At 60.3% G+C, this 19,804-nt stretch carries 18 protein-coding genes; 12 read left to right on the top strand and 6 right to left on the bottom strand.

Annotated elements, in window-relative coordinates; all coding sequences use genetic code 11:
• Positions 1-242 precede the first annotated feature (242 nt).
• A complete protein-coding gene (locus tag FHL16_RS11930) occupies positions 243-587 on the bottom strand; it encodes a hypothetical protein (protein ID WP_010462899.1) in 345 nt (114 codons plus the stop codon).
• Between the two features lie 214 nt (positions 588-801).
• Between FHL16_RS11930 and ppc the strand changes: the two genes are divergently transcribed.
• From ppc to FHL16_RS11965, 7 genes are all read left to right on the top strand, one after another.
• Positions 802-3,432, top strand: a complete 2,631-nt coding sequence (gene ppc / locus FHL16_RS11935) for a phosphoenolpyruvate carboxylase (protein WP_077748312.1) — start codon at positions 802-804, stop codon at positions 3,430-3,432.
• 289 nt (positions 3,433-3,721) lie between these two features.
• A complete protein-coding gene (adk, locus tag FHL16_RS11940) occupies positions 3,722-4,369 on the top strand; it encodes an adenylate kinase (RefSeq protein WP_010462894.1) in 648 nt (215 codons plus the stop codon).
• Positions 4,370-4,462: 93 nt separating this feature from the next.
• Positions 4,463-5,137: a tRNA (adenosine(37)-N6)-threonylcarbamoyltransferase complex dimerization subunit type 1 TsaB gene (gene tsaB / locus FHL16_RS11945; protein WP_010462892.1), complete on the top strand. Its 675-nt coding sequence runs from the start codon at positions 4,463-4,465 to the stop codon at positions 5,135-5,137.
• Between the two features lie 278 nt (positions 5,138-5,415).
• Positions 5,416-5,721, top strand: a complete 306-nt coding sequence (locus FHL16_RS11950) for a hypothetical protein (RefSeq protein WP_010462890.1) — start codon at positions 5,416-5,418, stop codon at positions 5,719-5,721.
• Positions 5,721-6,581: a DUF72 domain-containing protein gene (locus tag FHL16_RS11955; RefSeq protein WP_010462887.1), complete on the top strand. Its 861-nt coding sequence runs from the start codon at positions 5,721-5,723 to the stop codon at positions 6,579-6,581. The genes FHL16_RS11950 and FHL16_RS11955 overlap by 1 nt, the downstream gene beginning before the upstream one ends.
• A gap of 33 nt (positions 6,582-6,614) precedes the next feature.
• Positions 6,615-7,436: an isocitrate lyase/PEP mutase family protein gene (locus FHL16_RS11960; RefSeq protein WP_077748313.1), complete on the top strand. Its 822-nt coding sequence runs from the start codon at positions 6,615-6,617 to the stop codon at positions 7,434-7,436.
• Positions 7,437-7,438: 2 nt separating this feature from the next.
• Positions 7,439-8,134 carry an extensin-like domain-containing protein gene (locus tag FHL16_RS11965; RefSeq protein ID WP_077748314.1) on the top strand — a complete coding sequence of 232 codons (696 nt, stop codon included), beginning with the start codon at positions 7,439-7,441 and terminating at the stop codon, positions 8,132-8,134.
• Between the two features lie 16 nt (positions 8,135-8,150).
• Here FHL16_RS11965 and FHL16_RS11970 read toward each other — a convergent pair whose 3' ends face one another.
• Positions 8,151-8,771, bottom strand: coding sequence for an energy transducer TonB (locus tag FHL16_RS11970; RefSeq protein ID WP_077748315.1), 621 nt, complete (start codon positions 8,769-8,771; stop codon positions 8,151-8,153).
• 93 nt (positions 8,772-8,864) lie between these two features.
• Here FHL16_RS11970 and FHL16_RS11975 point away from each other — a divergent pair, with 93 nt between their 5' ends.
• Positions 8,865-9,647, top strand: coding sequence for a class I SAM-dependent methyltransferase (locus tag FHL16_RS11975; RefSeq protein WP_010462878.1), 783 nt, complete (start codon positions 8,865-8,867; stop codon positions 9,645-9,647).
• Positions 9,648-9,755: 108 nt separating this feature from the next.
• Here the strand turns inward: FHL16_RS11975 and FHL16_RS11980 are convergent, their stop codons facing one another.
• Positions 9,756-10,400 (bottom strand): TetR/AcrR family transcriptional regulator, encoded by a 645-nt coding sequence (locus tag FHL16_RS11980; protein WP_010462876.1) that lies wholly within the window; start codon positions 10,398-10,400, stop codon positions 9,756-9,758.
• A gap of 93 nt (positions 10,401-10,493) precedes the next feature.
• Between FHL16_RS11980 and FHL16_RS11985 the strand changes: the two genes are divergently transcribed.
• The 3 genes from FHL16_RS11985 to FHL16_RS12000 all read left to right on the top strand — a co-directional run bounded on the left by FHL16_RS11985 (position 10,494) and on the right by FHL16_RS12000 (position 15,602).
• Entirely contained in the window at positions 10,494-11,594 is a 1,101-nt protein-coding gene (locus FHL16_RS11985; RefSeq protein ID WP_077748316.1) for an efflux RND transporter periplasmic adaptor subunit, read from the top strand.
• Positions 11,595-11,600: 6 nt separating this feature from the next.
• The gene (locus FHL16_RS11990; protein WP_077748317.1) at positions 11,601-14,666 is read left to right on the top strand and encodes an efflux RND transporter permease subunit; all 3,066 of its coding nucleotides are present in this window, start codon (positions 11,601-11,603) and stop codon (positions 14,664-14,666) included.
• Positions 14,667-15,212: 546 nt separating this feature from the next.
• Positions 15,213-15,602, top strand: coding sequence for a DUF6124 family protein (locus FHL16_RS12000; RefSeq protein WP_077748318.1), 390 nt, complete (start codon positions 15,213-15,215; stop codon positions 15,600-15,602).
• A gap of 69 nt (positions 15,603-15,671) precedes the next feature.
• On the opposite strand, the gene FHL16_RS12005 is transcribed toward FHL16_RS12000, so the two are convergent.
• The 3 genes from FHL16_RS12005 to plsB are packed head-to-tail and all read right to left on the bottom strand — an operon-like array spanning position 15,672 to position 19,344.
• Entirely contained in the window at positions 15,672-16,361 is a 690-nt protein-coding gene (locus FHL16_RS12005) for a DUF4197 domain-containing protein (RefSeq protein WP_077748319.1), read from the bottom strand.
• Positions 16,362-16,389: 28 nt separating this feature from the next.
• Positions 16,390-16,788 (bottom strand): YbaY family lipoprotein, encoded by a 399-nt coding sequence (locus FHL16_RS12010; RefSeq protein ID WP_010462866.1) that lies wholly within the window; start codon positions 16,786-16,788, stop codon positions 16,390-16,392.
• A 54-nt stretch (positions 16,789-16,842) separates the two neighbouring features.
• On the bottom strand, positions 16,843-19,344 hold the full coding sequence (gene plsB / locus FHL16_RS12015; protein WP_077748320.1) for a glycerol-3-phosphate 1-O-acyltransferase PlsB: 2,502 nt from the start codon (positions 19,342-19,344) through the stop codon (positions 16,843-16,845).
• A gap of 167 nt (positions 19,345-19,511) precedes the next feature.
• Between plsB and FHL16_RS12020 the strand changes: the two genes are divergently transcribed.
• The gene (locus FHL16_RS12020; protein ID WP_010462862.1) at positions 19,512-19,721 is read left to right on the top strand and encodes a cold-shock protein; all 210 of its coding nucleotides are present in this window, start codon (positions 19,512-19,514) and stop codon (positions 19,719-19,721) included.
• Positions 19,722-19,804 lie beyond the last annotated feature (83 nt).

Consider the following 19,804-nt stretch of genomic DNA (forward strand, 5'->3'; position numbering starts at 1 on the left):
GAAGATGGCCTATCGCCCGAAAATACTTTGACCGAACGGACAAGGCTCTAAATCGGGAACTTTGGCGATGTGCAGCGGTATGCCCGACCTTTTCAAGGCTCGGGAACACGCAATTATCGAAGGGATACGCAGGCTAAATGTAGGAGCGAGCCTGCTCGCTAGCGGTGTATCAGCCAACAGGAACGTTGAATGTTCAACCACATTCGCGAGCAGGCTCGCTCCCACAGGGTTCGGCGAGGGGATCAGTGTTTCTGCTTGTCATCGCTCGATGACAAATCGTGTAAGTGACGACGGGACAACGCGAGAAAACGCGGGGTCGGGCCGATGTCTTCGTACAGCGGATCACCTTCTTCATCGGTGGCGACCACGGTCGATCCCTTCACGTATGGAAAGCTCTTTTCGAGCTCTTCCAGCGCGGCGCCGATCAGTTCGCCAAGCAGTTCTTCGGGTTGGCGTTTGGGATACATCTCGGTAATCGCCGCCAGCCGTGCGGCCGCTTCCATGTCCAGATGAATCCTGTAACCGGTGTCGGTCAGGCGACCCTTGGCGTTTTCTTCCCAATGCTGGGCAAGTTCGCGGATTTTCATAAAAACCTCATTTCGCTCCTGCTCGTGGCAGGCGTGTGAGTGTCCGCCAGTGGCCGGCGGCAAGCCGTTGTACGGCTTACTCTTCAGACTAGCTCGAACCCATAAGGTTTACCGCCCCTTCGTCGTCTGCTTGTAAGAAGCGCTTTAGAGCGGCACTCTCTGTTAACAGAGCATGGCATTCATAGACACCCGGATTTTCGCTGGAGAACTGCTGATGACCGATATTGATGCACGCTTGCGCGAGGACGTTCACCTGTTGGGTGAGCTGTTGGGCAACACCATTCGTGAACAGTACGGGGACGGCTTTCTCGACAAGATCGAGCAGATCCGCAAGGGCGCCAAAGCCGACCGTCGCGGTTCGATGGACGCCGAGCTGAGCGCCAGCCTCAACCAATTGAGCGAAGACGAGTTGTTGCCGGTGGCGCGGGCGTTCAACCAGTTTCTCAACCTGGCCAATATCGCCGAGCAGTATCAGCTGATTCACCGCCGGGAAGAGTCGCAACCGGCACCGTTTGAAGCACGGGTGTTGCCGGAACTGCTCGCGCGCCTGCGTGCCGAGGGACATAGCGCCGAATCCCTGGCCCGGCAACTGGGACGGCTGGAAATCGAGCTGGTCCTCACCGCGCACCCGACCGAAGTGGCGCGCCGCACGCTGATCCAGAAGTACGACGCCATTGCCGCGCAACTGGCCGCCCAGGATCATCGCGACCTGACGACAGCCGAACGCGAGCAGATCCAGGCGAAGTTGCAGCGCCTGATCGCCGAAGCCTGGCACACCGAAGAAATCCGCCGCACCCGCCCGACGCCAGTCGACGAAGCCAAATGGGGTTTCGCGGTGATCGAGCATTCGTTGTGGCAGGCGATTCCCAACTACATGCGCAAGGCCGATAAAGCCCTGCACGCCGCCACCGGCCTGCATCTGCCGCTCGAAAGCGCGCCGATTCGCTTTGCCTCGTGGATGGGCGGCGACCGTGACGGCAACCCGAACGTGACGGCCGCCGTGACCCGGGAGGTGTTGCTGCTGGCGCGCTGGATGGCTGCGGATTTGTACGTGCGCGACATCGATCACCTCGCCGCTGAACTGTCGATGCAACAGGCCAGCGATGCACTGAAAGCCAAGGCAGGGGACAGCGCCGAACCTTATCGCGCGGTGCTTAAGCAGTTGCGTGAACGTCTGCGGGCCACGCGTAATTGGGCGCATGCCTCTTTGACGGCCACCACCCCGGCACCGGCCGATGTGCTGCAAAACAACCGCGACCTGCTGGATCCGCTGGAGTTGTGTTACCACTCCTTGCACGAGTGCGGCATGGGCGTGATCGCTGACGGTCCATTGCTCGATTGCCTGCGTCGGGCGGTGACCTTCGGGCTGTTCCTGGTGCGGCTCGATGTGCGCCAGGATTCGTCCCGTCACACGGCGGCGATGACTGAAATTACCGACTACCTCGGCCTCGGTCGCTACGAAGACTGGAGCGAGGAAGAGCGCATCGCCTTCCTGGTGCGTGAGCAGAACAATCGGCGGCCGTTGCTGCCAGCGTACTTCAAGCCGTCGGCCGACACCGCCGAAGTGCTGGCGACGTGCCGGGAAATTGCTGCCGCCCCGGGGGCCTCGCTCGGCTCTTATGTGATCTCCATGGCCGGTGCCGCTTCCGACGTGCTCGCCGTGCAACTGTTGCTCAAAGAGTCCGGCGTATTGCGGCCGATGCGTGTGGTGCCGCTGTTCGAAACCCTCGCCGACCTCGACAACGCCGGCCCGGTGATTGAAAAGCTGTTGCTGCTGCCGGGCTATCGCTCGCGCCTGCAAGGGCCGCAGGAAGTGATGATCGGCTATTCCGACTCGGCCAAGGACGCAGGCACCACCGCCGCGGCCTGGGCGCAGTATCGGGCGCAGGAGCGTTTGGTCGACATCTGCCGCGAGCAGCAAGTCGAGCTGCTGTTGTTCCACGGTCGCGGCGGCACCGTGGGGCGCGGTGGTGGTCCGGCGCACGCGGCGATTCTGTCGCAGCCGCCCGGTTCAGTGGCGGGACGTTTCCGCACCACCGAGCAGGGGGAAATGATTCGTTTCAAATTCGGCCTGCCGGACATCGCAGAGCAGAACCTCAATCTGTACTTGGCGGCGGTGCTGGAAGCGACACTGTTGCCACCGCCGCCACCGGAACCGGCGTGGCGCCATTTGATGGACGAATTGGCCGCCGACGGCGTCAAGGCTTACCGCGCCGTGGTGCGGGAAAATCCGCAGTTCGTCGAGTACTTCCGCCAATCCACCCCGGAGCAGGAGTTGGGTCGCTTGCCGTTGGGCAGCCGCCCGGCCAAGCGCCGCGCCGGCGGGATTGAAAGCCTGCGCGCCATTCCATGGATCTTCGGCTGGACCCAGACGCGCCTGATGTTGCCGGCCTGGCTCGGCTGGGAAGCGGCGCTGAGCAAGGCGCTGGAACGTGGCGAGGGCGAGCTGCTGGGGCAGATGCGCGAACAGTGGCCGTTTTTCCGCACGCGCATCGACATGCTGGAAATGGTCCTGGCTAAAGCGGACGCTGACATCGCCCGATCCTACGATGAGCGTCTGGTCGAGCCTGATTTGCTCCCTTTGGGTGCGCATTTACGCGACCTATTGTCGCAGGCGTGCGCTGTGGTCCTCGGGTTGACCGGTCAGTCTCAGCTACTGGCACATAGCCCAGACACCCTCGAATTCATCCGCTTGCGCAACACCTATCTCGACCCGCTTCATCTATTGCAGGCCGAACTGTTGGCGCGTTCGCGGCAACAGGAAGTGGCGCAGGGCAGCCCGGTAGAACAGGCGCTGCTGGTGTCTGTGGCGGGGATTGCTGCCGGTTTGCGAAATACCGGCTAAGGTTTTCGTCGTGGGGGGAAGGCACCCGGCGCGAGCTTCGGGTGCCGGTGGACGAGGGGCTGAAAAGGTCTGACAAGCGACAGTTAATGACGGGGTTGCGACTAGGAGTACCCCGTCCCAAGGTCACGCAAGGCGCGGGTTTCTCCGACTTTCGGCGGCTTGTGTGGTCCGGGCCTGCTGTGTATCTTGATCAGCCTTTGGCCGTTTGGGCGGTCACGACCCTGTTTTTGAGATTGGCCCCACGAGGCGAATCCGTTGTTATCTATATAAAAAATTGAGGAGCACATCGATGCGCGTCATTCTGCTGGGAGCTCCCGGGGCCGGTAAAGGTACTCAGGCAAAGTTCATCACCGAAAAGTTCGGCATCCCGCAAATCTCCACCGGCGACATGCTGCGTGCCGCGGTCAAGGCTGGCACCGAGCTGGGCCTGATCGCCAAGAGCGTCATGGACAGCGGTGGCCTTGTGTCCGATGACCTGATCATCAATCTGGTCAAGGAACGCATCAGCCAGGCCGATTGCGCCAACGGTTTTCTGTTTGACGGTTTCCCGCGCACCATTCCCCAGGCTGAAGCCCTGGTGAAAGCCGGCGTCGAGCTGGATCACGTGGTCGAGATCGACGTCAAGGACGAGGACATCGTCCAGCGTATCGCCGGTCGTCGCGTGCATGAGGCTTCAGGTCGCGTGTACCACATCGTCTACAACCCGCCGAAAATTGCCGGTAAGGACGACATCACTGGCGAAGAGCTGGTACAGCGCAAGGACGATACCGAAGAAACCGTGCGTCATCGTCTCTCCGTCTACCATGCTCAGACCGAGCCTTTGGTGAAGTTTTACCAGGAGCTGTCCACCGCTCAAGGCAAACCGAAGTACAGCCACATCGAAGGTGTTGGCTCGGTTGAAGCGATCACCGGCAAGGTGCTTGAAGCGCTGAACTGAAAAGTCTGAATCGCTTCATCTTCTACGGCCCGCTTGCGGGCCGTAGTTGTTTATACTGGCGCACTTTTTCTGACCTCTCTTACGGAAACATCGATGAGCACCTTGCTGGCCCTGGACACCGCGACTGAAGCTTGCTCCGTTGCCTTGCTGCATGACGGCAAGGTCACGAGCCATTACGAGGTGATCCCGCGCCTGCATGCGCAAAAGCTGTTGCCGATGATCCAGCAGTTGCTCGCCGACGCCGGGACCACCCTGCAAGCGGTTGATGCCATTGCCTTCGGTCGTGGGCCGGGCGCATTCACCGGCGTGCGGATCGCCATTGGTGTGGTGCAGGGCCTGGCGTTTGCGCTGGATCGCCCGGTGTTGCCGGTCTCCAACCTGGCGGTACTGGCACAACGGGCTTATCGCGAACACGGCGTCAGCCAGGTCGCAGCCGCCATCGATGCGCGCATGGATGAGGTGTATTGGGGGTGCTACCGCGAAACGGCGGGGGAGATGCGCCTGGTCGGCAATGAAGCGGTGTTGGCGCCGGAAGTGGCCGCATTGCCGGCTGATGCCAGCGGTGAATGGTTCGGCGCCGGCACGGGGTGGGGGTATGCCGAGCGCATCGCTGTCAATCTGAGTGGGCAGGATGCAGGCATGCTGCCGCACGCCGAAGACCTGCTGACGCTGGCGCGGTTTGCCTGGGCGCGTGGAGAGGCAATCGTGGCGGACGAGGCTCAGCCGGTTTATCTGCGCGACAAAGTGGCGACGCCGAAAGCGCGTTGATCCCAATGCTGTTGTGGCGAGGGAGCTTGCTCCCGTTGGGTTGCGAAGCGACCCCAGGATTCCATCAGCAACACCGAGCCGGCAGGTTTTGCGACGGCTGCACAGCCGAACGGGAGCAAGCTCCCTCGCCACAATGAACATTCCAACTGCGGCCAATCGTCGATTTATCCCCCGGCTTTTAAACCTTTTCGTATTTCTGTGTTCTAGTTATCACTCGGTGGTTTGCGAAGTGGGTTATGTGCCACTAAACTGCCATTACTGATACCGGACATGTACTTATGCGTATAGACGGCCTTTCCTCCCAGTCCTACCCCCTCAAGCGCAAGCCTCGCAAAGGCCCTGTGGCGGATGACGACTACGTCGATATCGACGGCGAGCTGGAAATCCCATCCGAAGAGCAAATGGCCGCCCGTGCCGCCAAGGCTTCCGCGCAACGCCTGAGCAATCTCCCGGCCCGTCAGCAAGACATGATCTACCACCGCGCCATGAGCAAAAGCGTCGCCACGGCACTCGCCAGTTACTTGAGCACCGCCGGTTTTGTCGATTGGGATACCGATGTAATGGGCCTCGACCTGTACATCTGATGCGGCTGCCTTATTACCTCGGCTGCCCGTCCTGGAGTGAAAACGCCTGGCGCGATTATCTTTATCCGCCAGATGCCAAGCCCGCTGACTTCCTGAATCTCTATTCCCAAGTATTCAACGCCGTAGAAGGCAATACGACCTTCTACGCGAGCCCGGCTGCCAGCACCGTGCAGCGCTGGGCCGAAATCATGCCCGAACACTTTCGCTTCACCGCCAAGTTTCCCGGCGACATCAGCCACGGCGGTGACCTGCGCGAGCAACTGACCGCCGCCGACACCTTCCTGCAATTGCTCAGCCCGCTCGGTGAACGGGTTTCGCCCCTGTGGCTGCAACTGTCGAAAAGCTTCACGCCACACCGATTGCCCGAACTGGCCGGCTTCATCGATGCACTTGAGCGACCGCTGGCCGTTGAAGTGCGGCATGACGAGTTCTTTGCCAAAGGCGATAGCGAGCGCCGGCTCAATCGTCTGCTGCTGGATCGGGGCGTAGAACGCATCTGCCTTGATCCGCGAGCCCTGTTCAGTTGCACGTCGACCGATCCTTCGGTCCTCCACGCCCAGTCGAAAAAGCCCAGGGTGCCGCCACGTCCGGCAGCGTTTACCCAGTTTCCGCAGGTGCGTTTCATCGGCCATCCGCAGCTTGAGGCGAACGATCCGTTTCTGGAGCCGTGGGTCGAGAAAATCGCCATGTGGATCGAAGAGGGCCGCACGCCCTACATCTTCCTGCACACTGCCGATAACTTGCTGGCGGCCAAACTGGCGCAACGTTTTCACGCAAAACTGATAGTGCGTTTGCCTGGCTTGCCGCCGTTGCCTGAGCTATACAGAGAACCCGCCGCCGAGCAACTTGGCCTGCTCTGAGGCGGATTCGTTCCCCTTTCCAGGAGCCTGCCAATGGATGCGCAAACCCTTCGAGCCCAGGCGTTCAAAGCACTGCACGAACGCGAGGGCGCTTTTGTCATTCCCAATCCGTGGGACGCCGGCTCGGCGAAGATGCTCGCCAGCCTGGGTTTCGAGGCGCTGGCGACTACCAGTGCCGGTTATGCCTTTTCCAACGCACGCCCTGATGGAGGGTTGACGCTCGACGATACGCTGGCGAACGTGCGAGCGATTGTCGCGGCCACCGATCTGCCGGTGGCAGTGGATCTGGAAAACGGTTTTGCGGACGACCCGGCTGAGTGCGCACAAAGCATTTTGGCGGCCGCGGCGGCCGGTGCGGTCGGGGGCTCGATCGAAGATGCCACCGGTCATGAAGACGCGCCGATCTACTGTTTCGAACATGCCGTGGCGCGCATTGAAGCCGCCGTCGCAGCGGCTCGCAGCCTTCCTTTCCCTTTTATGCTGACCGCCCGTGCCGAGAATTTTCTGCACGGCAATCCTGACCTGGCCGACACCATTCGCCGTTTGCAGGCGTTCGCCGAAGCGGGCGCCGACGTGTTGTACGCGCCGGGGCTGCGCAGCGCTGAAGACGTGTTGGCGGTGGTCCGCGCCGTGGCGCCGAAACCGGTCAACGTGTTGATGTCCGGGGGGCTCAAATTGACGGTGGAGCAATTGAGCGAGATGGGCGTCAAACGCATCAGCGTCGGCTCGGCCCTGGCCTTGGCGGCCTACGGCGAGTTTTACCGCGCGGCCGAAGAGATCAAGACGTCGGGCACCTTTGGGTTCACGTCACGGTCGATGCCATATGCCAAGGCCAATCAATTGTTCAAAGGCTGACGATGCGGTTTCGGTGGTGGCTGTTGTTGATGCTGTTAATGATCGGTGCGGCGGGCGTGAGCGTCTGGCGCGGCTGGATCTCGCTGCCACCCCAGTGGAACCCTTGGGCGCCGCTGGACGTGAAGGCCGCCCCGAACTTTCTGACACGCTACAAACTGATGCGCCTGCGCGATGATCCGCAATTGTGTGATCAGGCCTTGAGCAGCTCCGGTTTACGCGTTGCGCATCAGGCCGACAGCCCCGGCGCGACGTGCCCATTGATCAACACCTTGCGTGTCCAGGGCGGCGATGTGGCGTTGAGCAGCAGTTTTCTCGCCAGTTGCCGTTTGGCGGTGTCGTTTGCCCTGTTCGAGCACCACGCCCTGCAACCCGCCGCGCAAGCGGTGTATGGGCAGCCTGTCAGCCGGGTCGATCATCTTGGCAGCTTCGCCTGTCGCAACGTCTATGGCCGCGAAAACGGCAGGCGAAGCCAGCACGCCAGCGCCGATGCGCTGGACATCGCCGGTTTCCGCCTGGCGGATGGTCGCTCCATCAGCGTGCTCAAGGATTGGCCCAAGGATAATCAGGACGCCCAGTTTCTGCGCCAGGTCCGCGATGGCGCCTGTGGCGTGTTCAGTGTGGTGTTGAGCCCGGACTACAACGCCGCCCATCGCAATCACTTTCATGTCGATGTCGGGCCGTGGTGGGTGTGTCGCTGAGGGCTTTTGTTGAAGGTCAGGCGGCGATGCGCAGATTTTGCAGGACGATCGGGCGAGCCCAGCCAGTATCGAAATCGAAGTGTTTTTGTTGCTCGACCAATTCTTCGGGGGAGAACGGCGGGAACGGTTTGTCCAGCAGGTCGAGTTCGAATTCGGCGATCGGCAAGTGCAGAGGACGCGGTTGTGGTGCCGGGCCGGCTTCTGGCGCAGGCTGACCGGCGGTGAGCACGATCGGCCGCACCCAGCCACTTTCAAAGTCTTGTTGCTTCTGCTGGGCGACGATTTCTTCAGCCGGGAACGGCGGGAAAGGCTTGTCGGCCAGGTCCATTTCGAACTCGGCAATCGGCAAGAACAGCGGCTCGGGTGGTTTGACTTCGGTTTCTTTCACATCGCATTCGCGTTGGCTGACGATGTGCGCCAGCAGTTCGCTGCCGACGGTCGGCTCCACCGGGCTTTCGAGATCAACCGGAGGAAACGTGCCACACGCCGGCACCACATCCGTCGACTGTTCGGCCAGGGCCTGGGCAAAAAAATCCTGCCACAGGTGACTGACGCCGCTCAGTGCCTGGGAATTTCGCAGGCCATAATCGCCATGACGCGATATGTAGCCTACGGATGTGGATTGAATGCCTGACATTTTTCTCGGTCGACGCTCAGCTCTGGCAAAATGCTCGTTAGTTTTGTTATCGGCCGTTTTTGCCGATCATTAATTTTTTGAGCGTGTTTTCCCATGATTGAGCAACCTGCGGCCTGCCGCATCCATGTCGAGGCCTCCGCCCCGGCGTTTCAGCCACAAGCCGAGCAGTGGGCCGAACGCCTGGGCTTGCCTTTGCACGTGGATGACGGCGAGTTTGCGTTGCAGGTGGGCGAACAAGGTTTGCAGCTGCAACAACTGGGGCCGGACGCACCGGGGCCGGTGCGGGTGGACTTCGTCGAGGGTGGCGCGGCGCATCGACGGTTGTTCGGCGGTGGCACTGGGCAAATGATCGCCAAGGCGGTGGGCATCGCCCAGGGCGTGCGCCCTCGTGTGCTGGATGCCACGGCGGGGCTGGGCAAGGATGCGTTCGTGCTGGCGAGCCTTGGCTGCGAGATGAGCCTGATCGAGCGTCAGCCGCTGATTGGCGCGTTGCTTGAGGATGGACTGGCCCGTGGCGCGGAGGATTTCGACGTGGCGCCAATCGTGGCGCGGATGAAGTTGCTCAAGGGCAACTCAATCGAGGTCATGCGCAACTGGGAAGGCGAGCCGCCGCAAGTGATCTACCTCGACCCGATGTTTCCGCACCGTGAGAAAACGGCGTTGGTGAAGAAGGAAATGCGTCTGTTCCGGCCGTTGGTCGGCGATGATCCCGATGCGCCGGCACTGCTCGAGGCCGCATTGGCACTGGCCAGCCATCGGGTGGTGGTCAAGCGTCCGCGCAAGGCACCGTGTATTGCCGGACCCAAGCCCAGTCATGCGCTGGACGGCAAATCCAGTCGGTATGACATTTATCCGAAGAAAGCGCTCAAGCCGTAAGACCGCGTTGCACCATTCGCGGGCAAGCCTCGCTCCTACAGGGCCTGCGTTAAACCTGTCGGAGCGAGGCTTTCCCGCGAAGGCGCCAGACCAGACAACCAAGCCTTATCAGGCTGTCTCTGGTCGATAAGCCCGCATAAACAACCCCACCACTTCCTGCACATGTTCCTCGGCCGCATCGCCCGTCACCGGCTCTCCGCAGCCATACAGCAAGCGGAAATTGCCCGCGCCCTTGAGCAGGCAGAAGAAATGCTCGGCCGCATTGCGCGGTTTATCGATGCTCAACGCGCCGCTCTGATCAACCTTGGTCAGCAACCGCTCCATGCCATGCAACATGCGTTGTGGCCCGGCCTCGAAGAAGATCAGTGAGAGTTTCGGGTCCTGGCTGCCCAAGGCCATTATCAGCCGATGCAGGTTCACCGATTCATCGCTGTTGATCAGCTGGTGAAAGCCGCGTGCGATGTTCAGCAGCACCGTTTCTACCGAAATGCCGTCCGGCAACTCGAAAAACAGTGTGGGCAACTGCTCTTCGCACTTGGCGATCACGGCGGCGGAGAACAGCGTCTCCTTGTCGTTGAAATGGCTGTAGACCGTCAACTTCGACACGCCGGCTTCAGCCGCCACGGCATCCATGCTGGTGCTGGCGTAACCATTACTCAGAAACAAAATTTTCGCCGCATCGAGGATGGCCTGGCGCTTGGCCAGATCCTTGGGGCGGCCCGGGCCGTTGGGTGCTGAAAGATTGTTCGACATTCTTCGCTTTAATACTGGACTGGTGAGTTTGCTATTAATAACATACTCGCCAGTATAATTATTCCAAGCACCATTAGCGAAAGGTCCTTCACCATGTTCCGCTATGCCTTGCCCCTCGCGTTGCCAGTGTGTCTGGCGTTTCTATTGTCTGCGTGTGGCCACGAAGAGGCGCCGAAAATCACTGTCCGCCCGGCCATGGTGGTACAGCCAGAGCCTTCGGCCCAGGCAATGGAAAGCTATCCGGGTGAAGTGCGGGCTCGTTATGAGCCGGACCTGGCGTTTCGCATCGGCGGCAAGGTAAGTCGACGACTGGTAGAAGAAGGGCAGCGGGTCAAGGCCGATCAGCCTTTGGCCGAACTCGATCCCCAGGACGTGCGCCTGCAACTGGAAGCCACCCGTGCCCAAGTGGCCGCCGCCGAGGCCAATCTGAGCCTGGTGCGCGCCGAACGTGATCGCTACAAAACGCTGATGGACCGTCAGATGGTCAGCCGTTCGCAGTACGACAACGCCGAAAACCTTTACCGATCCGGTGAAGCACGCCTCAAGCAAATCAAAGCCGAATTCAACGTCTCGACCAATCAGGCCAGCTACGCGGTGCTGCGAGCGCCCCAGGATGGCGTGGTGGCCAAGCGTGCGGTGGAAGTCGGGCAAGTGGTGGCGGCCGGGCAAACCGTGTTCACCCTCGCCACCGATGGCGAGCGTGAAGTGTTGATCAGCTTGCCGGAGCAGAGCTTCGGCCGCTTCAAGGTTGGTCAGCCCGTCTCGGTAGAACTCTGGACCCAGCCCGATCAGCGTTTTGCCGGGCGTATCCGTGAGCTGTCGCCGGCTGCCGATCCAAAGTCCCGCACCTTCGCTGCCCGGATTTCATTCACCGGCGGCAAGGTCCCGGCCGAACTCGGCCAGAGCGCCCGGGTGTTCGTCCAGACAACTGACGTGATACCGCTGTCCGTACCGCTATCGGCACTGACGGCGGAAAACGGCGCGACCTATGTCTGGGTCGTCAGTGCCAACAATACCTTGAAGAAAACCCCGGTCCGGGTCGGTGCCTTCGGCGAAAAAACCGTCCCGGTGCTCGAAGGCCTGAATGCCAGCGACTGGGTGGTGGCCGCTGGCGTCCATGTTTTGCTTGAAGGGCAGCAAGTGCGCCCGGTGGATCGCTCCAACCGCGTGGTCAATCTGGCGGACAAGGAGTAATCCCCGATGGGTTTCAATCTTTCCGAATGGGCGCTGCGCAATCGCCAGATCGTACTGTTCCTGATGCTCTTGCTGGCTGTCGTCGGCGCGCTTTCCTACACCAAACTCGGCCAGAGCGAAGACCCGCCGTTCACCTTCAAGGCCATGGTGATCCGCACCAACTGGCCGGGCGCCACGGCGCAGGAAGTCTCGCGCCAGGTCACCGAGCGCATTGAAAAGAAACTGATGGAAACCGGGGAATACGAACGCATCGTGTCGTTCTCCCGCCCGGGCGAATCCCAGGTGACGTTCATTGCTCGTGACTCCCTGCATTCGGTGCAAATACCGGACCTTTGGTATCAGGTTCGCAAAAAGGTCAGTGACATTCGGCATACGTTGCCGCCGGGCATCCAGGGGCCGTTTTTCAACGATGAATTCGGCACCACCTTCGGCAATATCTATGCGCTGACCGGCGATGGATTTGATTACGCAGTGCTCAAGGATTACGCCGACCGCATTCAGATCCAGCTGCAACGGGTGAAGGATGTGGGCAAGGTCGATCTGCTCGGGCTGCAAGACGAGAAGATCTGGATCGAACTCTCCAACGTCAAGCTTGCCACGCTCGGTCTGCCATTGGCCGCCGTGCAGCAAGCCCTTGAAGAGCAGAACGCGGTGTCCACGGCCGGGTTCTTTGAAACCACCAGCGAGCGATTGCAGCTACGGGTCTCGGGGAATTTTCAGACAGTCGATGAGATCAAGAACTTCCCGATTCGAGTCGGTGATCGCACTTTCCGTATTTCCGATGTGGCGGACGTGCGTCGCGGCTTCAACGATCCACCGGCGCCGCGAATGCGCTTCATGGCGGAAAACGCCATCGGTCTGGCCGTGGCGATGAAGGACGGCGGCGATATTCTGGTGTTGGGTAAGGCGCTGGAGATCGAGTTTGACCGCATCCAGAAAAACCTTCCGGCCGGCATGCAGCTGCGCAAGGTTTCCGATCAGCCCGCAGCGGTGAAAACCGGTGTCGGCGAGTTCGTTCAGGTGTTGGTGGAAGCCCTGGCGATTGTGTTGCTGGTGAGTTTTTTCTCCCTCGGTGTGCGCACCGGCATGGTGGTGGCGCTGGCGATTCCGCTGGTGTTGGCGATGACCTTCGCCTGTATGTATTACCTTGGCATCGGCCTGCACAAGATTTCCCTCGGCGCGTTGGTGCTGGCCTTGGGCTTGTTGGTCGACGACGCAATCATCGCCGTGGAAATGATGGCGATCAAAATGGAGCAGGGCTTCGACCGCATCAAGGCCGCCAGTTACGCCTGGACCAGCACCGCGTTCCCGATGCTTACCGGCACCCTGATTACCGCCGCCGGATTCTTGCCCATAGCCACGGCGCAATCGGGCACTGGGGAATACACGCGCTCAATCTTCCAGGTGGTGACCATCGCGTTGCTGGCTTCGTGGATTGTGGCGGTGGTGTTTGTGCCGTACCTGGGGGAAAAACTCCTGCCGGACCTGGCGAAGATTCATGCCGCCAAACATGGCACGGGTCAGCCCGACCCTTATGGCACGCCGTTCTATCAACGGGTCAGGCGCTTGGTGGAGTGGTGCGTGCGCTGGCGTAAAACTGTCATCGTGCTGACCGTGGTGTTGTTCATCGGCTCGATCGTGCTGTTCCGCTTTGTGCCGCAGCAATTCTTCCCGGCCTCGGGTCGGCTTGAATTGATGGTCGATCTGAAACTCGCCGAAGGCGCGTCCCTGAGCAACACCGCCGACGAAGTCAAACGCCTTGAAGCCTTGCTGAAGGATCACGCCGGTATCGACAACTACGTGGCCTACGTCGGCACCGGTTCGCCGCGTTTCTATCTGCCGCTGGATCAGCAACTGCCGGCGGCCAGCTTTGCTCAGTTTGTCGTCCTGGCCAAGACCATCGAGGAGCGTGAAACCCTGCGCACCTGGCTGATCGTAACCCTCAACGAACAATTCCCGGCCTTGCGCTCTCGGGTCACACGCCTTGAAAACGGTCCGCCGGTTGGCTATCCGGTGCAGTTCCGGGTGACCGGTGAGCACATCGAGGAAGTCCGCGCATTGGCCCGCAAAGTGGCGGCCAAGGTTCGCGAGAACCCGCACGTGGCGAACGTCCATCTGGACTGGGAAGAACCGAGCAAAGTCGTCTACCTGAACGTCGATCAGGACCGCGCCCGGGCCTTGGGCGTGAGCACGGCGAACCTGTCGAAGTTCCTGCAAAGCTCCCTGACGGGGTCCAGCGTCAGCCAGTACCGCGAAGACAACGAGTTGATCGAGATCCTGCTGCGCGGCACCCTGCATGAGCGCACCGAACTGTCGTTGTTGCCGAGCCTGGCGGTGCCGACCGACAACGGCCGCAGCGTCGCGCTGTCGCAGGTCGCGACGCTGGAATATGGCTTTGAGGAAGGCATCATCTGGCACCGTAATCGCCTGCCGAACGTGACGATCCGCGCCGACATCTACGGCAAGGAACAGCCGGCGACGCTGGTGCAGCAGATCTTGCCGACCCTCGACCCGATCCGCGCCGAATTGCCGGACGGTTACTTGCTGGACGTCGGCGGCACGGTGGAAGACTCGGCCCGTGGCCAGAACTCGGTGAAGGCCGGCGTGCCGCTGTTCATTGTGGTGGTGCTGACCTTGCTGATGCTGCAACTGCGCAGTTTCTCGCGCACGGTGATGGTGTTCCTGACTGCACCGCTGGGTCTGATTGGCGTGACGCTGTTCCTGATGGTGTTTCGTCAGCCGTTCGGTTTTGTCGCGATGCTCGGGACCATCGCGTTGTCCGGGATGATCATGCGTAACTCGGTCATTCTCGTGGACCAGATCGAGCAGGACATCGCCGCCGGGCTCAAACCGTGGCAAGCAATCATCGAAGCCACGGTGCGACGCTTCCGACCGATTGTGCTGACCGCGCTCGCGGCGGTGCTGGCGATGATTCCGCTGTCCCGCAGCGTATTCTTTGGGCCAATGGCGGTAGCGATCATGGGCGGGTTGATCGTGGCGACTGCGCTGACGTTGCTGTTTTTGCCAGCGTTGTATGCGGCGTGGTTCAGGATCAAGAAAGAGTCGGTGTAATCTCGGCGGCCTTCGGGCCGCCCGCTCTCTTGCTGACGTTCACCGCTCTAAATTGTGGGAGCGAGCCTGCTCGCGATGGCGTCGTGTCAGGCAATACATTTCGCAAATGGACGACCGCTTTCGCGAGCAGGCTCGCTCCCACAGTTAATCTTCTGAATACAAATACCGTGTACGACACAAAACCCTGTGGGAGCGGGCTTGCCCGCGATGGCGATCTGGCAGGCGACTATGTTTAAAGATCTGCCAAAACATCAGAACCTTCCCACGAAATTTTCAGGTTGTCTGTCGGAAGCGCGATCTCTAGGCTTTTGGGTGTCGCTGCAAAAAGCAGCGACCGGGTTTCGCAGCCCGGTTAAACTTCAGACGCACAGCGTCCACCATCCGAAAGCGGGCGTTTTTTTATGCCTGTGTTATGGCGGCTGTGCGCGGGAGATCTTCGGGTCTGCCGGGTTCCTGAAGTCCCGGTCTGCGAACCTGCGTACAGCTGCCACCTTATGTTCGTTTCGCAGCGAACGGTGACAGCTCCACTACTTCAGGAGTTACACGATGATTAAAGACAGCCCAAATCCTCCAGACACGGAAGCAGAACTGGAAAAAGAAACCGACCCGGTTTCCCCTTACGCCTTTCTCGATTCCAAAAAACTCCACGACGCGGCAATTCGCGCTCTTGATCACTATTTGGCGCCACCACCCGAAAAAAAGGCTAAAGCTGACCGTCGTCCCAGCTCGGTTTTCGTCATCGCCCCCAACGTTGATTCCGAAACCCTTTTGGCTCACGCCTGCGAAACCCTCGCTTCGGCAAATGTGATGGCCAGTGAGTTAGCCTTCGGTCTGAACGGACCGACATGCAATCTTATGTTGGCGGTTCAACAGATGATTTCGCTGGCGGAGTTATCGGTAAATCGCGTTCTGGATCAGGTTGATCCGCACCAGTAGCGCAAACGGAAAAAGCCCACTGACCTGTGAAGACCAGTGGGCTTTTTTGCGAGTTTCAATTGCCTGGAATTAAAGCGTACCAAAGACTTTCTTCGCCAGACTCGTCGCCGCCGCCGCAGGGTCCTTGCGAATGGCTTCTTCCTGTTTGCCGATCATCTCGAACAAGCCGTTCAGTGCCTGCTCGGTCACGTAGCTTTCGATGTTGGCGTTCTTGGTATCCAGCACGCCCATGGTCGCTGCCTGGCCTGCGAAGGTGTTGTATTGCTTGGCCAGGCCGACCTGGTCGGTGGCTTGTTTCACGATCGGCAGGAACTTGACCCGAATCTGTTCGCGGCTGGTTTTGCTCAGGTACTGGGTGGCCGAGTCGTTGCCGCCGCTGAGAATCCCTTTGGCGTCATCGACGCTCATCTTCTTCACGGCATCCACCAGTATTGGCTGGGCCTGGGTCACGGCGGTTTCGGCCGCTTTGTTCATGCTGGTTTCCAGCTCAGTGACCTGATCGCCCATGCCGAACTGTTTCATTTTGCTGGCGACTTTGCCCAGTTTGCCCGGCAGTTCGATTTTCACGTCCGGGTTGTTGCTGAAGCCGCCCGGCGTGCCGAGTTGTTTGACGGCCAGTTGCGCGCCTTGGGTCAGGGCATCCTTGAGGCCACCGGTGGCGTCTTTTTGCGACAGGTCATTGAGCGACAGCGCCAGTGCGCTGGCGGAGATCATCAAGCCTGCACACAGGCCGGCGAAGCGAAGGGTAGGGCGGAGCATGGCGGCTTCCTTGTTCAAAAAAGAGACATTAGCGAATGGCGTCGACGCGGATTTTCAGTGGCTGCGGATCGCTGCCATCCAGCTGTACGGCGTGGTGTTCGGTGGTGATGAACATCAGTTTGCCGCCGACTTCGATGCGCGCGCTGACGGAGTAGCGATGGCCGGGTTTGACCTGGGCCGGATCGTAACTCAGATGAAACGGCAGCGGCACCTGGCCTTTGACCGGGCCTTTCTGTTCGTCGAGGACCACGGCAGGTGCATCGGCCAGGGACACGTCCTGCAAGCTGACGCTTAAGGTGGCGCTCGGTGGCAGGGCAATGCGTTGCAGGTAGAAGACTTCACCATCGAGGGCGGTTTTAGCGGCGGGTTGCATCGTCTGACAGGCGCCCAATAAAGTGGTCATTGCCAACAAAGAGAGTTTTTTCATCGCCGATCTCCGGTCAATGTGGGCGCGAGCAAGCTCGCTCCCACAGGGATTACATTAAGCCTCGGGCTGAGGGGCGACCTGATCCGCCGCATCTTCGCTGCGATGCAACGCCACCTGACGAATCGACAAACGAATCTCCGCCGGCAACACCCTTTTCGCCGCGCCTTCGGCCAGTTCGCCCAGCAGTTCGTGATAACTCAGCTTGCCGGCTTCGTCGCGTTTGAGCACGTCAAGATCCAGCATGGTTTGAATGAAGTGGCGGAACAGGCTCTTGTCGAAGAACTCCGGGGCATTCAGCCCGTGCAGGATCGACAGGCGCTGGGCCATGACGGTGCACAGATCTTCCAGTTCTTCGGCGCTGATGCTGTTCTGGCCGCTGTTGAGCAGCAGGGACACAGTCATGTAGAAGCGTTGCAGTGTCTGGGCGATGCTCTTCGACAACAACGTCAGCAACACAAAATGTCGCGAGCTTGGCGCCGGGCGCAGGTACACGTCGTTCTCGAAACGCAGCAGACCTTGCTCGACGAACGCTTCGAGCCATTGATCGATCACGCCATCCAGCTCGTCCAGCGACCAGCGAATGAACAGCTCCGATTGCAGGTACGGATACAACGCCCGGGTGTAGCGCAGGATCTGTTCGCGGCTCATGCGCGAGGCGCTCTGGAAGAAACTCGCGAGCAAGGCGGGCAGGGCGAAGATGTGCAGCACGTTATTGCGGTAGTAGGTCATCAGGACGGCGTTCTGCTCGTCCAGATACAAAATCTTGCCCAGGGCATCGCTTTGCTCGGACAACAGGTCCATGTCCTTCACATGCTCGATCAACGCCCGGCCGTCGCCGTCCGGCAGCGTGGTGTGCGGCGAATACGGGACCTTGCGCAACAGCGCCAGATACAAATCAAGCACCCGCGCCATGGCGCGATCATCCAGCGCCAGGCGGGTGGTGGACAGCAACGCCAGGGCCACCAGGTTGACCGGGTTGATCGCCGCCGCCTCGTTCAGATGCTGTGCGACTTTTTCGCCGAGACGGTTGGTGGTTTCGTTGAGCCAGGCCGGTTTGAACTGCGGGCCGAGTTCCTGTTTACGCCAGTCGGGCTGTTCGCTGTCGAGGAATTCCGCGAGTTTGATCGGTTCGCCGAAGTTCACCGCCACCTGGCCGAAACGCTGCTTGAGCGCACCGATGACTTTGAAGATGTCGAAGATCGATTCTTTCTTCTTGCTCGCACCACGCAGTTCGCCGAGGTAGGTTCGGCCTTCCAGCACACGCTCGTAGCCGATGTAGACCGGAATGAACACGATGGGCATGCGCGATGAACGCAGGAAGCTGCGCAGGGTAATTGCCAGCATCCCGGTTTTCGGTTGCAGCATGCGCCCGGTGCGCGAGCGGCCGCCCTCGACGAAGTACTCGACCGGGAAACCTTTGGTGAACAGAGTGTGCAGGTATTCGTTGAATACCGAGGTGTACAGCGGATTGCCCTTGAAGGTGCGGCGCATGAAGAACGCGCCGCCACGACGCAGCAGGCTGCCGATCACCGGCATGTTGAGGTTGATCCCGGCGGCGATGTGCGGCGGGGTCAGGCCATTGCGGAACAGTAAATAGGACAGCAACAGGTAGTCGATGTGGCTGCGGTGGCACGGCACGTAAATCACTTCGTGGCCTTGGGCAACTTTCTGCACGCCTTCGATGTGGTTGACCTTGATGCCGTCGTAGATCTTGTTCCAGAACCAGCTCAGCACTACTTCCAGGAAGCGGATCGCGGTGTAGGTGTAGTCCGAAGCGATCTCGTTGCCATAGCGCAGGGCCTGGGCCTTGGCTTTCTCCGGGGAGATGTTCTCGCGCTCGGCTTCGTCGAGGATTGCTTGCTTGACCAGCGGTTGATTGAGCAGGCCTTTGACCAGGTTGCGACGGTGGGAAATGTCTGGGCCGATCACCGCGGCTTTCAGGTTGCGGAAGTGTACCCGCAGGATCCGCTGGGCCATGCGCACCGTGCGCTCGTGGCCTTTGTTGTGGTCGATCAGCTCTCGCAAGTGAATCGGTGCCGAGAACTGCACGCGGGTCTTGCGCCCCAGCACGATGACGCTCAGCAATCGACGCAGGCGACCGGTAACGGCCCAACTGTCGGCGAAGAGCAATTTCCACGGGCTCGATTCGCTGTCGGGTGACTGCCCCCAGAACACGCTGACCGGAATGATCTGCGCGTCTTCGGCGGCGTTCTGGCTCAGGGCACTGACCAAGCGGGTCAGGGTGGGCGGCGCACCACGTTTGTCCTGTCGGCCGAGCCAGTCGGGCTCCGGTGTCAGGTAGAAAAATGCGGCGGGTTCCACCAGATTACCCACCGACACAGGCAGCACCGGACGGGGCAGGCCGGCTTTGCTGCATTCGGTGTCGACCACGGCCAGGTCGGTCAGCGAAGGGTTTTGCAGGACGTAGAACACCGGACGACTGCGGTCGAGGTTGAGGGTGAACGACGACTGGTTGATCGTCTCCGAGCGAACCCAGAGATAGAGCAGTCGGCGCAGGGTGCCAAAAACAAGACGGCGGAACGGGGAACGGGTCATACGGCTTCTGCGTGAGTGAGTAAAACCAAGCAATTGCTCGGGCGGCCGATAGTGTGCCGTATTCGTCGAAAATCGGCAAAAAAGCGGGTAAGTAAAGTTGAGTTGAGAGTTTTGGCGCCTGTCATATACTCGGCGCCTCAACAATAAAAAGAAGGGGGTATCGATTCATGGCTACGCGCGAAACCGGCAATGTGAAGTGGTTCAACGACGCCAAGGGCTACGGCTTCATTCAGCGCGAGGACGGGGTGGACGTGTTCGTGCACTACCGCGCGATCCGCGGCGAAGGGCATCGCTCGCTGGCTGAAGGTCAGCAGGTGGAATACGCCGTGGTGACCGGCGAGAAAGGCTTGCAGGCAGAGGATGTGGTGGGTTTGTAACCCCACTCCTCAGATCACACAAAAAACCTGTGGGAGCGAGGCTTGCCCGCGAAGGCGTCATCACTGGCGCTAAAAGCTTCGCG

This window comes from Pseudomonas sp. FSL W5-0299, assembly GCF_005930655.1.
Lineage (GTDB): Bacteria > Pseudomonadota > Gammaproteobacteria > Pseudomonadales > Pseudomonadaceae > Aquipseudomonas > Aquipseudomonas mandelii.